Below are 14,469 nucleotides of genomic sequence, written 5' to 3'. Positions count from 1 at the left end.
GTGCGGCAGCGGATGCTCCACGCACTGCTGGCGGTGGCGCTCGGCGCCGCCGCGCTCCTCGCCCCGCCCGCCCACGCGGCACCGGCGGCCCCCTCCCCGGCGCGGGGCTGCGACCCGCTGGCGCCCGAGGAGTGTCTGCTGCCGTTCCCCAACGACTGGTACACCCGGCCGGACCCGCGCACCGACACGGGCCGCCGGGTGGCCTTCGACACCGCCCTGCTGCCCCGCCCGGTGACCGGGCTCCCGGTCGACCCCGCGGCATGGAACCGGAGCGACGGCTTCTCCCCGGGCTCCACGCTCATCGCCCAGGTGCCGGGGCTCGACACGGAGGCGACCGGCGCGGCGCCGCTCACCGACATCGGGCGCTCCCTGGACCGGAACGCCCCGATCGTCCTGCTGGACACCACCACCGGGGAGCGGTGGCCCTACTGGGCGGAGCCCGATGCCAACGCCACCGATCCGGCGCGGCGCGCGCTGCTGATCCACCCGGCGCGCAACTTCCTCGACGGACACCACTACGCCGTGGCGCTGCGCGGGCTCAGGGACGGCGCGGGCCGGCTCCTCCCGGTGCCCGGAACGTTCGCGTCCGTGGCCGGGAAGCGGCTGCCCGCGCACCATCCGCTGCGGGCCCGGCAGGACGCGCTGCGCCCGGCCCTGTCCGCGCTGCGCCGGGCCGGGGCGGGCGGCGAAGGGCTCCAGCTGGCCTGGGACTTCACCGTCGCCTCCACCCGGAGTCTGACCGGTGACCTGTTCACGATCCGCGACGACGCGTTCCGCCGCCTCGGCGACCGCTCCCCCGCGTTCGCCGTCACCGGGGTCACCGACTTCACCGAGGCCCAGGACGCCAGGATCGGGCGCGAGGTCACCGGGCGGATCACCGTGCCCGGCTACCTCTCGCCGCCCGGCGGCCCGCCCGGCTCGGTGGTGAACCGCGACGGCTCCGGCGTACCGCGCCGGCTGCCGCTCTCCACCCAGACCGCCGAGTTCCGCTGCGAGATCCCGCGCTCGGCCTTCCGCGCCCCCTCCCGCCCCTCGCTCTACGGGCACGGGCTGCTGGGCTCCCGCAACGAGGTGGGCGCGGGCAACGTCAAGGACATGGCCGCCGAGCACAACTTCACGTTCTGCGCGACGGACTGGATCGGCATGGCCAGGGACGACGTCCCCGTCGTCCTCGCCGCACTCGCCGATCCCGGCCTCTTCCCGGCGGTCCCCGAACGCAGCGAGCAGGGCATGCTCAACGCCCTGTTCCTCGGCCGGGCCCTGGTCCACGCCCGGGGGTTCACCGGCGACCCGGCGTTCCGCACCGCCGACGGCCGTCCGCTCGTGGACGTCCGGCACGGTCTCGCGTACGACGGCAACAGCCAGGGCGGCATCCTGGGCGGCGCCCTGGTGGCGGCCTCGCCGGACATCCGGCGCGGGGTGCTGGGCGTCACCGCGATGAACTACGGGCTGCTGCTCAACCGCAGCGCCGACTTCGCGCCGTTCCAGCAGGTCCTGGACGTGGCCTACCCGGACAAGCTGCGTCAGCAGCTCGTCCTCCAGCTGTTCCAGATGGTGTGGGACCGCGGTGAGACGAACGGGTACGCCAACCACCTCACCGACCGCCACCAGGTGCTGATGCACATCGCGTACGGGGACCACCAGGTCGCCAACGCCGCGGCGGACGTCGAGGCGCGCACCATCGGCGCCCGGCTGGTGTCCCCCGCGCTCGCCCCGGGGCGCAGTCCGGACACCGTCCCGTACTGGGGCATCCCCCGGATCGGCGCGGACCGGTTGCCCCACCGAGGCTCGGCCATGACGGTCTGGGACAGCGGGACCCCGACGCCCCCGCTCACCAACACCCCGCCCACCGGGCCCGCGTACGGGCACGACCCGCACGAGGACCCCCGCAACTCGCCCGCCGCGCGACAGCAGAAGGCCACCTTCCTGACCACCGGCCGTGTCATCAATGTCTGCGGCACCACCCCGTGCACCGCCACACCGACCTCCTGACGCCTCCCCTGCCTCGCAGGGACCTGACAAGGAGCACCATGCGTACGCACCGCATCGCCGGAGCCGCCCTCGCGGCCGCCCTTCTCGCCGGTACGGCCCTGGCCCCCTCCGCGTTCGCCGCGCCGCCCGCGGCCGACGCCACGGCCCAGGCCGCCGTCCCGTTCACCTCGGCCACCGCCGTGCGCGCGGCCGACGGCGGTCACACGCTGTCCTGGGCCTCCCCGGCCGCCTCGGTGACCGTCACCGCCGTCACCGCGCCCGACGCCACCACGGGCGTCGCCCTCGGCTCGGCGCCCGGCACCGGCTCGCTGACCGTTCCGGCCGGAACGCTGCCCGAGGCGGGCCGCTGGTACTTCCGGCTGGTCCCGGACGGCGGGAGTCCGCTGGTCGTCGCCGACCGTTCGCTCGGCCTGGAGTCCGCCCGCAACTTCCGCGACATCGGCGGCTACCGCACGACGGACGGGCGCTGGGTGCGCTCCGGGCTGGTCTACCGCTCCAACAAGCTCAACAAGCTCACCGACGCCGAGCAGCAGCGGCTCGTCTCCCAGCGCCTCACCCTGGACATCGACCTGCGCAACATCCAGGAGCGCCTGGACGCCCCGGACCGGCTGCCGGCCGGGGTGGCGTACCAGGTCGCGGACGTCGTCTCGCTGAGCCACGGCATCCGCTTCCACGACTCGGCGCTGATGACGCTGGCCGAGGCCCTCGCCGCCGGTCTCTTCTCCGGCTCCTCCGACCTGGGCCAGTCCATCGGCTATCCGTTCATGGTCAACTTCGTGGGCGCGGACTACGCCTTCCGGGATCTGGTGACCGCCGTCGCGAACAACTCCTCGGGGTCCACGGTCTTCCACTGCAGCGCCGGCAAGGACCGCACCGGCTGGGGCACCGCCGTGCTGCTCACGCTGCTCGGCGTGCCGCGCGCCACCGTCGAGGCGGACTTCCTGGCCAGCAACCAGTACACCGGCGACCCGAAGGCCGTCGAACTCAGCTGGCTGCGCGCGGCGTTCGACGAGGTCGACCACATCTACGGCGACTTCGACACCTATGTGCGCGACGGGCTGAAGCTCGACGCGGCGACCGTGCAGAAGCTGCGCGACAAGATGCTGACCGCCTGACGCGGGCGAGCGGCGGGGGCCGGTGACCGGGGCGGTCACCGGCCCCCGGCCGTCTCAGCAGCCCGGGTAGCGCCCCTGCGGCCAGTCGACGGGCCCCGTGAACTCCAGCGCCAGGTCGTCGGCCACCTCGGCGATGACCGCCCGCCCTTCGGTACGCACCAGCCAGGAGGGCGGGAGGTGCGCCTCGCCGTGCCGGGCGCCGAGGAGGTTGCCGCAGACCGCGCCGGTGGAGTCGCTGTCGCCCGAGTGGTTCACCGACAGCAGCAGCGCCTGCCCGGTCTGCTCGGGGCGGGGCAGGACGAGCGCGCAGTAGACGGCGATGGCCAGGGCCTCCTCCGCGACCCAGCCGGCCCCCAGGCTCTCCACCTTCTCGGCGCTCGGCCCGCCCCGCCCGGCCAGGTCAACGGCGGCCCGCAGCGCGGCCGTCGTCTCCTCGTGCCCGGGGTGGCGGGCCAGCAGGTCCATCGCCCGCAGGACCGCGCCGGGCAGCGAGTCGCCCTCCAGCAGATGGGCGGTGACCGCCGCCAGCGCCCCGGCGGCGTAGGCCCCGGTGGGGTGGCCGTGGGTGAGCCGCGCGCAGCGGGCGGCCAGGGCGAAGGCGTCCGCCGGGTCCTGCCCGGTCAGTCCGAAGGGCGCGGAGCGCATCACGGTGCCGCAGCCCTTGGAGTCGCTGTTGACCGGTCCGCGTGCGCCGAGGGGGGCGGCGGGGTCGGGAACGTGCCCGGAGGCGAGGCCGGTGAGGCAGGCGTTCCCGGGGGCGCGGCGCGCGTACAGCCAGGGCTCGTGGCGCAGCCGGCCGGTGCGGATCTCGTCGTCGCCGCCCCGGGCGGGCGGCCCGGGGTGATTCTGGGTGTCCAGCCAGCGCAGATAGGCGTTCCTGAGGACCGTGGTCTCGGCGCCGCCGATACCCTCGGTCCGGGCGCGGACGTGCGCGCGGATCAGGCCCTCGGCGGTGAAGAGGGTCATCTGGGTGTCGTCCGTGACCCGCCCGGTCACACCGTCCTCGTCGGGGGTGAGCCCCTGGACGCCCTCCTCGCCGTGCGCCCGGCGGATCCCGGCCAGGGACAGGAACTCCACCGGATTGCCGAGCGCGTCCCCGATCGCCCCGCCCAGCAGACACCCCCGGATCCTCGCCCTGCGGCCTTCGACGCTCCCCCACGCTGTGCCGTTCACGGCCCCGCCCCCACTCTCTCCCGTCGGAACGCCGCATCGGTGGCGTCGTGGGTCCATGCTGGTAGGAGAGGCGGGTGAGCCATGCGTACCGGTAATGAACCGACGAGCGCCCGCAGTCCTCTGCGGATGCGGCTCTGGCTGAGTCTATGGGGCCTGGCCTGGGCGGTCTTCGGCGTGACGGCGTTCGCCGTGGCAGGCAGGCCGGGGTGGGCGGCGGCCTGCGGGCTGCTGCTCGTGCTGGTCCTGGCGGATCTGATCGTGGTCGTCCGCCGTCTGCGCCAGGGGGCCCATTACCAGCCGGGCCGTACGGTCCCGCCGTACGAGCCCGACCACGGCGACGGGCGGTCGCGGGAGCCGCGCGGACGCCGGCCGTACAGGCCCTGAGTGCCCGCTCCCGCCCCTTCTCGGCGCCCGGGGTCAGTCCTCCGTGTCGAAGCGGGCCGCCCGCAGATACTCCGGGTTCGGGTCGAGCGCCGCCGCGAGCCGGAAGTGGCGCCTGGCGCGCTCGGACTGGCCGGAGCGCTCGAAGGTGCGGGCCAGCGCGAAGTGCGCGAAGGCGTTGTCCGGCTCCCGCTCCAGCACCAGCTCGAACTCCAGCTCCGCCGGGCGCAGTTGCGCGGCGGCGAAGAAGGCGCGGGCGCGCAGCAGCCGGGCGGCGGTGTTCTCCGGGTGGTGGGCGATCACCGAGTCGAGCAGCCGCACCGCGCCCCGGGGGTCGCGCGCGGCCAGCAGGTGTTCGGCCGCGCGGAAGTCGATGACATGGGTTTCCGGGTTCCGTTCGGGCACAGTCGCTTCCTTCCCTCGCCCACGCAGGGTGAACGCCCCGCCGCCCGGGGAACGCCGCCCCGGCGGCCGGTATTCCGCACCGGTGTTCCGCGTACGGGAGCGGCGCGGGCTCTCAGCCGGTGGTCGCGGCCCGGCGGGTCAGCTCCGCCCAGACCTCGCGGACCCGGGGCTCCAGCGCCTCGATGGGCCCGTCGTTGTCGATGAGCAGATCGGCCACGGCGCGGCGCTGCTCCCGGGTCGCCTGGGCGGCCATCCGGGCCCGCGCCTCCTGCTCGGTCATGCCGCGCAGCCGCACGAGGCGGTCGAGCTGGGTCTCCGGCGAGGCGTCGACCACGACGACCAGATCGTAGAGCGGGGCGAGGCCGTTCTCGGTGAGCAGGGGCACGTCGTGGACGACGACCGAGCCGGGGGCGGCGGCCGCCTCCAGTTCGGCCGAGCGGGCGCCCACCAGCGGGTGGACGATCGCGTTGAGCGCGGCCAGGCGCGCGCTGTCGGCGAAGACGATCGCCCCGAGTCCGGCCCGGTCCAGGGTCCCGTCGGGGGCGAGGATCCCGGTGCCGAACTCCTCGACGACGGCGGCGAGCCCGGGGGTTCCGGGCTCCACGACCTCGCGGGCGATCCGGTCCGCGTCGATCAGGACGGCCCCGTAACCGGCGAGCAGCCGGGACACTTCACTCTTGCCGGCGCCGATACCGCCGGTCAGGCCCACTGTCAGCATGAGCCGCAGCTTAGGGGGTGGCACCGGGCCGGGGACCGGCGGCCGTCAGCCGTCCCCCTCGCGCTCGGCGAGGAACCGCTCGAATTCGAGGCCGATCTCGTCGGCCGAGGGCAGGTCCACCGGCTCGGCGACCAGATTGCCGCGCGTCTCGGATCCGGCGACCGCGTCGTACTGGTGCTCAAGGCCCTCGACGAGCGCGACCAGTTCCTCGTCCCCCTGGTCGACCTGGCGGGCGATCTCCGTCTGGGTGCGGTGCGCCTCGGTGCGCAGCGCGTGGGCGACGGTGGGCAGGACGAGGCCGGTCGCCGCGGTGATCGACTCCAGCGCGGTGAGCGCGGCGTCGGGGTAGGGCGAGCGGGCGACGTAGTGCGGCACATGGGCGGCGACGCCGAGCACATCGTGTCCGGCCTCCATCAGCCGGTACTCCACGAGGGCGGCGGCGGAGCCGGGCACCTGCGCCTCGTCGAAGGGGCTGCGGTGGCCGGGCATCAGGTCGGTGCGGTTGCCGTGCGGGGTGATGCCGACCGGGCGGGTGTGCGGAACGCCCATCGGGATGCCGTGCGCGGTGACCGAGAGCCGGACGCCGAGCCGCTCCACGATCTCCTCGACGGCGGCGGCGAAGCGCTCCCACTCCACGTCCGGCTCGGGCCCGGACAGCAGCAGGAAGGGGGCGCCGGTGGCGTCCTGCACCACGCGGACCTCCAGCGTCGGCGTCTCGTACGCCGACCAGCGGTCGCGCTTGAACGTCAGCAGCGGGCGCCGGGCGCGGTAGTCCACGAGGCGGTCGTGGTCGAACCGGGCCACGACCTGGTGGGGCAGCGAGTCGATCAGCCCGTCGACGATCTGCTCACCGGTCTCGCCCGCGTCGATGTATCCCTCGAAGTGGTAGAGCATGACCAGGCCGGCCGACTCCTGGGCGAGCGCCATGTCGACGACAGCCAGGCCCTTCGGCTCCCATTCGTACAAACTCTGCGGATCAGGCACGGTTACCGCTCCTCCTTGTGTTCCTGAAGAAGAACGTCCCGAGGGGCGCGGGCATTCCCCTCCGTGCCTCTTCTCCTCACGTGTACCCACGCATCCGGGCGGGCAGTGCCCCGTGTGCGAAGTGTGCGTCAGCTCCCGGCGCCCCGAAGGGGGTTCGCGCGGGAGCCCTCCTCGCGCACCGCCTCGGGACAATGGTCCAGACCTTGACATGAACACCCCGCATCCCTACCGTCACTGGGCAGCGAAGTTCAGATTCTCGCCCCACATTCATGTACGAGAACCACCTGGACGCTCCTTTCACCCACGGGAAGGCACCCCATGCGCACCCGCACGCTGCTCCCCGCCCTGGCCGCCGCGCTCGCCACCGCCTCCTGCGCCCTCGCCTCCGCCGCACCGGCGAGCGCGGCCGGGGTCATCGAGGTGACGACCGCCTCCCAGCTCAAGGCGGCGCTCGCCTCGGTCGCCCCGGGCGGCACGATCCATCTCGCGGACGGCACCTACACCGGCAACTTCAAGGCGTACACCCCCGGCACCGCCTCCGCCCGCATCACCCTCACCGGCTCGTCCGGGGCCGTCCTCACCGCCGGCGGCGGCTACGGACTGCACCTCAACGGCGCCTCGTACTGGACGGTGAAGGGCGTCACCGTCACCGGCGGCCAGAAGGGCATCGTGACCGACGGGGCCGACGGGGTGGTCATCGACTCCGTGACCGTGCACGACCTCGACATGGAGGGCGTGCACTTCCGCTCCTCCAGCAGCGACGGCGTCATCCGCGGCTCCCGGATCTACGACACCGGTCACAACGGACGCGGCATGGGCGAGGGCATCTACGTCGGCACGGCCGGGGACCTCTCCGACCGCAGCGACCGGGTGCAGATCCTCGACAACGTCATCGGGCCGGGGGTCGGCGGCGAGAACGTCGACATCAAGGAGGGCACCACCGGGGCCCGGATCATCGGCAACACCTTCGACGGCAGCGGGCTCACCGGCGCCAACTACGACGACTCCTGGGTCGATGTGAAGGGCAACGGCGTCCTCGTCGAGGGCAACCACGGCACCCGTACGACCAACAACGGCTACGAGACCCACACCCAGCAGAGCGGCTGGGGCTGCGGGACCGTCTTCCGGAACAACACTTCGGACCTGTCCGGGGCGACGGGCGACCGGCGCCTCGCGTTCCACATCACCAACTACGGCGCTGGCTGCCCCACGACGGTCTACGCGAGCAACACCGTGACCGGCGGCAACGGGCTGGCCGACATCCCCGTCACCCCGTGACACCCGGCCCCGGACGCGCGTGAGGCCCGCTCCCCGGAGGGAGCGGGCCTCACCCGTCGACTACCTACCGCGACCGGAGACCGGCCGGAGGGTCAGAGCGTCAGCTCTGGCCGCCCGCCAGCTTCTCGCGCAGGGCGGCGAGCGCCTCGTCCGACGCCAGGGCGCCGGAGTTGTCCGTCGACTCCGAGGAGTACGAACCGCCGCCGGTGCCACCCGAGGCGGCCTGACCGCCACCCACCGGGGCGGCAGCGCCCTCGGCGGCAGCGGCCTCGTCGGCCTCGCGGGACTTGATGACCTGGGCCTGGTGCTGCTCGAAGCGCTGCTGCGCCTCGGCGTACTGGGTCTCCCAGATCTCGCGCTGAGCCTCGAAGCCCTCGAGCCAGTCGTTGGTCTCGGGGTCGAAGCCCTCGGGGTAGATGTAGTTGCCCTGGTCGTCGTAGGACGCGGCCATGCCGTACAGGGTCGGGTCGAACTCGACCGAGGCCGGGTCGCCACCGAAGGACTCGTTGGCCTGCTTCAGCGAGAGGCTGATGCGGCGGCGCTCCAGGTCGATGTCGATGACCTTGACGAAGATCTCGTCGTTGACCTGAACGACCTGCTCCGGGATCTCCACGTGGCGCTCGGCCAGCTCGGAGATGTGGACCAGGCCCTCGATGCCCTCGTCGACGCGGACGAACGCACCGAACGGAACGAGCTTGGTGACCTTACCGGGAACGACCTGCCCGATCTGGTGCGTACGGGCGAACTGCTGCCACGGGTCTTCCTGCGTCGCCTTGAGCGACAGGGACACGCGCTCGCGGTCCATGTCCACGTCGAGGACCTCGACGGTGACTTCCTGGCCGACCTCGACAACCTCGGAGGGGTGGTCGATGTGCTTCCAGGACAGCTCGGAGACGTGCACGAGACCGTCGACGCCGCCGAGGTCCACGAACGCACCGAAGTTGACGATCGAGGAGACGACGCCGGAGCGGACCTGGCCCTTCTGCAGGGTCGTGAGGAACGTCTGGCGCACCTCGGACTGGGTCTGCTCCAGCCAGGCACGGCGGGACAGGACCACGTTGTTGCGGTTCTTGTCCAGCTCGATGATCTTGGCTTCGAGCTCCTTGCCCACGTACGGCTGGAGGTCGCGGACGCGGCGCATCTCGACCAGCGACGCCGGCAGGAAGCCGCGGAGGCCGATGTCGAGGATGAGACCACCCTTGACGACCTCGATGACGGTACCGGTGACGATGCCGTCCTCTTCCTTGATCTTCTCGATGGTGCCCCAGGCACGCTCGTACTGAGCACGCTTCTTCGAGAGGATCAGGCGGCCTTCCTTGTCCTCCTTCTGGAGAACCAGGGCCTCGATCTCGTCGCCGACCTTGACGACCTCGTTCGGGTCGACGTCGTGCTTGATCGAGAGCTCGCGGCTCGGGATGACACCTTCGGTCTTGTAACCGATGTCGAGGAGAACCTCGTCCCGGTCAACCTTGACGATGACACCGTCAACGATGTCGCCGTCGTTGAAGTACTTGATCGTCTCGTCGATCGCCGCGAGGAACGCGTCCGCGTCGCCGATGTCGTTGACCGCAACCTGCGGAGTGGTGGCGGTGGTCTCGGTGCTGCTCGTCATGTGGGAAAGGGCTCCGGTACGGACAGTGAGTCGTAGGTACTGCTACGCCGAGAACCCGTATCGCCTCTGCGGAAGCCGGACAGCCCGGGAAGCGCCGATCCCGCGGACCCGGGAGGCGCCTCTCGTGAACCGAGGGGACTTACAACAGACGCGAGCGCGGCCTGCTAGGTCTGAGGAGCGCAGGCTCGCAGCGCAACTTGTAGCATACGGGGGCAGCAGGGCACGGTCAATGCGCGAAGGCGGACACCACCGACGGAACGCCCCATATCCGGCACAACTCGGGTTCACCGAGGCCAGATCCGCTCCGGCGCGGTCCGGACACACGGCTTCCGCACTTCACGGGCCCCTTGGTACGGACCGCGTACGACGGGGTGAAGGCAAACTACAACGACGGGCACGATGAGCCAAGAGATCTACGCCGCCGAACCCGAGGCGACGCGCCGCACCGCGGGGAGCGCCGAGAGCAGCCGGGCCAGCCGCGGCTGGTGGGACCGGAACGCCGACGAGTACCAGACCGATCACGGCGCCTTCCTCGGCGACGACCGCTTCGTCTGGGGCCCGGAGGGGCTCGACGAGGCCGAGGCCGCCCTGCTCGGCCCGGCCGCCTCGCTGCGCGGTCTGGACGTCCTGGAGATCGGTGCCGGGGCCGCGCAGTGCTCGCGCTGGCTGGCCGCGCAGGGCGCCCGGCCCGTCGCCCTGGACCTCTCCCACCGCCAGCTCCAGCACGCCCTGCGCATCGGCGGGGACGTGCCGCTGGTCGAGGCGGACGCCGGGACACTGCCCTTCCGCGACGGCTCCTTCGACCTGGCCTGCTCGGCCTACGGCGCGGTGCCCTTCGTCGCCGACCCGATCCGGGTGTTCCGCGAGGTCCACCGGGTGCTGCGCCCCGGCGGACGCTGGGTCTTCTCCGTCACCCACCCGATCCGCTGGGCCTTCCCGGACGAGCCGGGGCCCGAGGGCCTGTCGGTGGCCGCCTCGTACTTCGACCGCACGCCGTACGTCGAGCAGGACGAGCGGGGCGAGGCGGTGTACGTGGAGCACCACCGCACCCTCGGCGACCGGGTGCGCGACGTGGTGGCGGGAGGCTTCCGGCTGATCGATCTGGTGGAGCCGGAGTGGCCGGACTGGAACGGCCAGGAGTGGGGCGGCTGGTCCCCGCTGCGCGGCCATCTGATCCCGGGGACCGCGATCTTCGTCTGCGTGCGGGACTGAGCGGCCGGACCGCAGTGAACGGTTCGCGCCCCCGCCGTACGAGACTGGGGGCGTGATCCGTACCGACGCCCTGGACCGGCTGCCCGTCCGCTCCGCCGTGCCCGCGCTGCGGCGGGCGCTCGACGACCGCGGTGCGGCGGTGCTGTGCGCGCCGCCCGGCACCGGCAAGACGACGCTCGTTCCGCTGGTCCTGGCCGGGCTGACCGGTGACGGACCGGTGCGCCGGGTGGTGGTGGCCGAGCCGCGCCGGATCGCCGCCCGCGCGGCGGCCCGGCGGATGGCGTGGCTGCTCGGCGAGCGGACAGGTGAGCGGGTCGGTTTCACCGTGCGCGGCGAGCGGTCGGTGGGCCCGGGGACGGTGGTGGAGGTGGTCACCACAGGGGTGCTCCTCCAGCGGCTCCAGCGCGACCAGGAACTCTCCGGCGTCGACACGGTGATCATCGACGAGTGCCACGAGCGCCATCTCGACGCGGACACCGTGGCCGCGTTCCTGCTGGACGTGCGCGCGGCGCTCCGCCCCGAGCTGCGGCTGGTGGCGGCCTCGGCGACGACCGACGCCGAGGGGTGGGCGCGGCTGCTCGGTGACGTCCCGGTGGTCGAGGCGCAGGGCGTCTCGCATCCGGTGGAGGTGGTGTGGGCGCCGCCCGTGCGCCCGGTGCGGCCGCCGCACGGGATGCGGGTCGATCCGGCGCTGCTCGGCCATGTCGCGTCCGTGGTGCGGCGGGCACTGGCCGAGCGGGACGGCGACGTGCTCTGCTTCCTGCCCGGGGTCGGCGAGATCGGCCGGGTGGCGGGGCAGCTGTCCGGGGTGGCGGCCGAGGTGCTCCAGGTCCACGGGCGGGCCCCGGCCGCCGTGCAGGACGCGGTCCTCGCGGGTTCGTCCACGGGCCGCCGGGTGGTGCTCGCGACCTCGGTGGCGGAGTCCTCCCTGACCGTGCCGGGGGTGCGGACCGTGGTGGACTCCGGGCTCGCCAGGGAGCCGCGCACCGACCACGCGCGCGGGCTGAGCGCGCTGACGACGGTACGGGCCTCGCGGGCGGCGGGCCGGCAGCGCGCCGGCCGGGCGGGCCGCGAGGCGCCCGGGACGGTGTACCGCTGCTGGGAGCAGGCCGAGGACGGGCGGCTGGCCGCGTTCCCCTCCCCCGAGATCACGGTGGCCGATCTGACCGCGTTCGCCCTCCAGGCGGCCTGCTGGGGCGATCCGGACGCCTCGGGACTCGCGCTGCTGGACGCACCGCCGGCCGGGGCGCTGGCCGCCGCCCGGGAGGTGCTGACGGCCGTCGGGGCCGTGGGCCCGGACGGCCGGGTGACCGGGCGGGGCGCGCGGATGGCGCGGCTGGGGCTCCATCCCCGGCTGGCCAGGGCGCTGCTGGACGGCGCGGACCGGATCGGCGGACGGCGGGCGGCCGAGGTGGTGGCGCTGCTGAGCGAGGAGCCGCCGAGGGAGTACGGCGACGATCTGGCGGCGGCGTTGCGTACCGCGCGCCGGGGCCGGGACGGGTACGCGGCGCGCTGGCGCCAGGAGGTGCGGCGGCTGTCGTCCGCGCCGGAGGGCGGGGCGGACGCGCGGCGCGCGGAGTCCGGCGGGTCCGGCACGGACGACGCCGCGGTCGGCCTGGTGGCGGCCCTGGCGTTCCCCGAGCGGGTGGCGCGGGCCCGGGGCCAGGGGGCGTTCCTGATGGCCTCGGGCACCGGCGCGGAGCCCCGGGAGGGCTCGGTGCTGCGGGGTGCGGCCTGGCTGGCGGTCGCGGTCGCGGACCGGCCGGCGCACGCGGCGTCGGCACGGGTCTCCCTGGCCGCCGTGATCGACGAGGACACGGCGCGGCTGGCCGCCGGTCATCTGCGGTTCGCGGGCGAGGAGGTCCGCTGGGACGGCCGGGACGTGGTGGCGCGGCGGGTGGAGCGTCTGGGGGCGGTGGAGCTGTCGGCGCGCCCGCTGAAGGACCCGGATCCGGCCCTGGTGCGCGAGGCCCTGATCGAGGGGGTGCGCCGGGAGGGGCCGGGGCTGCTGCGCTGGAGCAGGGACGCGGGGCAGTTGCGGGAGCGGCTGGCCTTCCTCCACCGGGAGCTGGGCGCGCCCTGGCCGGACGTGTCGGACGAGGCACTGCTGGCGGATCCGGGGAGCTGGCTGGAGCCTGAGCTGTCGCGGGCCCGCCGCCGGGCGGACCTGGCGGGGATCGACGCCGGCCAGGCGCTGCGCCGGCTGCTGCCGTGGGCGACGGGCGAGGCGGCGCGGCTGGACGAGCTGGCGCCGGAGCGCATCGAGGTGCCGAGCGGTTCCCGGATCCGGGTGGAGTACGGCGGGGAGCGGCCGGTGCTCGCGGTGAAGCTCCAGGAGCTGTTCGGGCTCCGGGAGACCCCGGTGGTGGCGGGGGTTCCGGTCCTGGTGCATCTGCTGTCCCCGGCGGGCCGTCCGGCGGCCGTGACGGCGGATCTGGCGTCGTTCTGGCGCGAGGGCTACCGGGCGGTCCGGGCGGAGCTGCGCGGCCGGTATCCCAAGCACCCGTGGCCCGAGGACCCCACGACCGCGGCGGCGACCCGGTTCACCACGGCCCGGCTCAGGCGGGGGTAGGGGCCGGCTCGGGCGCGGGCCCGGGTGCCGTCGCGGCGGGCCTGCGGGAGCGGGCCTCCAGCCACAGCGCGAGGGTCAGCAGCACGGCGCCGAGGGCGAGGAATCCCCAGGGCAGGTACGAGGTGAGCAGCAGGATCAGGACCCGCTGGGACGTGACGGTGTCGCCGATGGAGACGATGTAGTCCTCGCGCATCTTCACATGGCCCGCGAACACGGTGACGGTGTCCTCGGACATGCCCATGGCCTTGGCGTTGCGCAGCTCCTCGCGGTGCACCTCCTCGCCGTTGACGGGCGCGCCGGTGACCGGGTCCACCCAGAACATCCGCTTGGTGGTGTACCAGCGGGTGACACCGGTCTTGGCGATCTGCTCGGCGGTGATGCCCTTGATGGGCATGGACTTGGGCATGGGGACCTTGGTCCAGGGGATGGTCTGCTCGAAGTAGTAGACCTCCATGCCCCGGAAGGTGCGGGTGCCCTTGTAGTGGATGGGCGAGCTGGTGCGGGTCTGGGCGTCGAAGTACTCGTAGTCGCGCTTCTCGGTGAGGAAGGGCCACTTGTACTCGATGCCCTCGCGGCTGACCGGGTCGCCGTCGACCATCTCCCCGGTGGCGTGGACGGGGGCCTGGCTGTGGGCGTCGAAGATGTAGCGCTCGGGGATCTTGGAGACCATCTTGCCGTCGGGGCCCTGCACGTAGGAGAGGGCGTCCCAGACGACGACGTCGCGTCCCGCGCTGCGTTCGATCTTCTCGGACTCCTCCACGTTGCCCTTGAGGGTCTGCACGATGGTGATCCGGTCGACCTTCTTCGCCTTGAGGGTGGTGTAGTCGAGGAGGGTGGCGGGCTTCGCCTCCAGCACGGTCTCCTGGTACTGGTTCGGCGGGATCTTCGCGAGCCGGGGGAAGGCGTACCACCGCAGCAGGGGTGACAGCGCAGCGAAGAACACGGCGAAGGCCAGGAGTACGAGGCCGGCTCGGCGGCGCATGGGTGCCTCCCTCTGCTCGCGGGTGCGGGCGGTGGTGTGCTCGGT

Annotated in this window: 12 protein-coding genes; 6 read left to right on the top strand and 6 right to left on the bottom strand. The window is 73.5% G+C overall.

Annotation, left to right across the window (positions count from 1 at the left end; translation table 11 throughout):
* Complete coding sequence (locus ACWCXC_RS22385) at window positions 1–1,992, top strand: hypothetical protein (RefSeq protein WP_450890353.1); 1,992 nt, start codon at window positions 1–3, stop codon at window positions 1,990–1,992.
* A gap of 38 nt (window positions 1,993–2,030) precedes the next feature.
* Window positions 2,031–3,107: a tyrosine-protein phosphatase gene (locus ACWCXC_RS22380; protein WP_450890352.1), complete on the top strand. Its 1,077-nt coding sequence runs from the start codon at window positions 2,031–2,033 to the stop codon at window positions 3,105–3,107.
* 54 nt (window positions 3,108–3,161) lie between these two features.
* On the opposite strand, the gene ACWCXC_RS22375 is transcribed toward ACWCXC_RS22380, so the two are convergent.
* Window positions 3,162–4,280, bottom strand: a complete 1,119-nt coding sequence (locus ACWCXC_RS22375; RefSeq protein WP_450890351.1) for an ADP-ribosylglycohydrolase family protein — start codon at window positions 4,278–4,280, stop codon at window positions 3,162–3,164.
* A gap of 81 nt (window positions 4,281–4,361) precedes the next feature.
* Between ACWCXC_RS22375 and ACWCXC_RS22370 the strand changes: the two genes are divergently transcribed.
* On the top strand, window positions 4,362–4,664 hold the full coding sequence (locus tag ACWCXC_RS22370) for a DUF6343 family protein (RefSeq protein ID WP_450890350.1): 303 nt from the start codon (window positions 4,362–4,364) through the stop codon (window positions 4,662–4,664).
* A 33-nt stretch (window positions 4,665–4,697) separates the two neighbouring features.
* Here the strand turns inward: ACWCXC_RS22370 and ACWCXC_RS22365 are convergent, their stop codons facing one another.
* From ACWCXC_RS22365 to ACWCXC_RS22355, 3 genes are all read right to left on the bottom strand, one after another.
* Window positions 4,698–5,066, bottom strand: coding sequence for a tetratricopeptide repeat protein (locus tag ACWCXC_RS22365; RefSeq protein ID WP_450681042.1), 369 nt, complete (start codon window positions 5,064–5,066; stop codon window positions 4,698–4,700).
* A gap of 112 nt (window positions 5,067–5,178) precedes the next feature.
* On the bottom strand, window positions 5,179–5,784 hold the full coding sequence (gene coaE / locus ACWCXC_RS22360) for a dephospho-CoA kinase (RefSeq protein WP_450681041.1): 606 nt from the start codon (window positions 5,782–5,784) through the stop codon (window positions 5,179–5,181).
* A 45-nt stretch (window positions 5,785–5,829) separates the two neighbouring features.
* Complete coding sequence (locus ACWCXC_RS22355; protein ID WP_450681040.1) at window positions 5,830–6,768, bottom strand: PAC2 family protein; 939 nt, start codon at window positions 6,766–6,768, stop codon at window positions 5,830–5,832.
* A 318-nt stretch (window positions 6,769–7,086) separates the two neighbouring features.
* On the opposite strand from ACWCXC_RS22355, the gene ACWCXC_RS22350 reads away from it, so the two are divergent.
* On the top strand, window positions 7,087–8,046 hold the full coding sequence (locus tag ACWCXC_RS22350; protein ID WP_450890349.1) for a right-handed parallel beta-helix repeat-containing protein: 960 nt from the start codon (window positions 7,087–7,089) through the stop codon (window positions 8,044–8,046).
* A 100-nt stretch (window positions 8,047–8,146) separates the two neighbouring features.
* Here ACWCXC_RS22350 and rpsA read toward each other — a convergent pair whose 3' ends face one another.
* Entirely contained in the window at window positions 8,147–9,658 is a 1,512-nt protein-coding gene (gene rpsA, locus ACWCXC_RS22345) for a 30S ribosomal protein S1 (RefSeq protein ID WP_450681038.1), read from the bottom strand.
* Between the two features lie 399 nt (window positions 9,659–10,057).
* Here rpsA and ACWCXC_RS22340 point away from each other — a divergent pair, with 399 nt between their 5' ends.
* Window positions 10,058–10,870, top strand: a complete 813-nt coding sequence (locus ACWCXC_RS22340) for a class I SAM-dependent methyltransferase (RefSeq protein ID WP_450890348.1) — start codon at window positions 10,058–10,060, stop codon at window positions 10,868–10,870.
* A 52-nt stretch (window positions 10,871–10,922) separates the two neighbouring features.
* Entirely contained in the window at window positions 10,923–13,442 is a 2,520-nt protein-coding gene (gene hrpB, locus ACWCXC_RS22335; RefSeq protein ID WP_450890347.1) for an ATP-dependent helicase HrpB, read from the top strand.
* Here hrpB and ACWCXC_RS22330 read toward each other — a convergent pair.
* Window positions 13,429–14,424 (bottom strand): DUF3068 domain-containing protein, encoded by a 996-nt coding sequence (locus tag ACWCXC_RS22330; protein WP_450681035.1) that lies wholly within the window; start codon window positions 14,422–14,424, stop codon window positions 13,429–13,431. The two genes, hrpB and ACWCXC_RS22330, sit on opposite strands and share 14 nt — an antisense overlap.
* Window positions 14,425–14,469: the final 45 nt, after the last annotated feature.

It is taken from the genome of Streptomyces sp. NPDC001515 (assembly GCF_053597115.1).
Note: the sequence above shows the minus strand (reverse complement) of the source record. Positions and strands in the feature narration are given on the sequence as shown.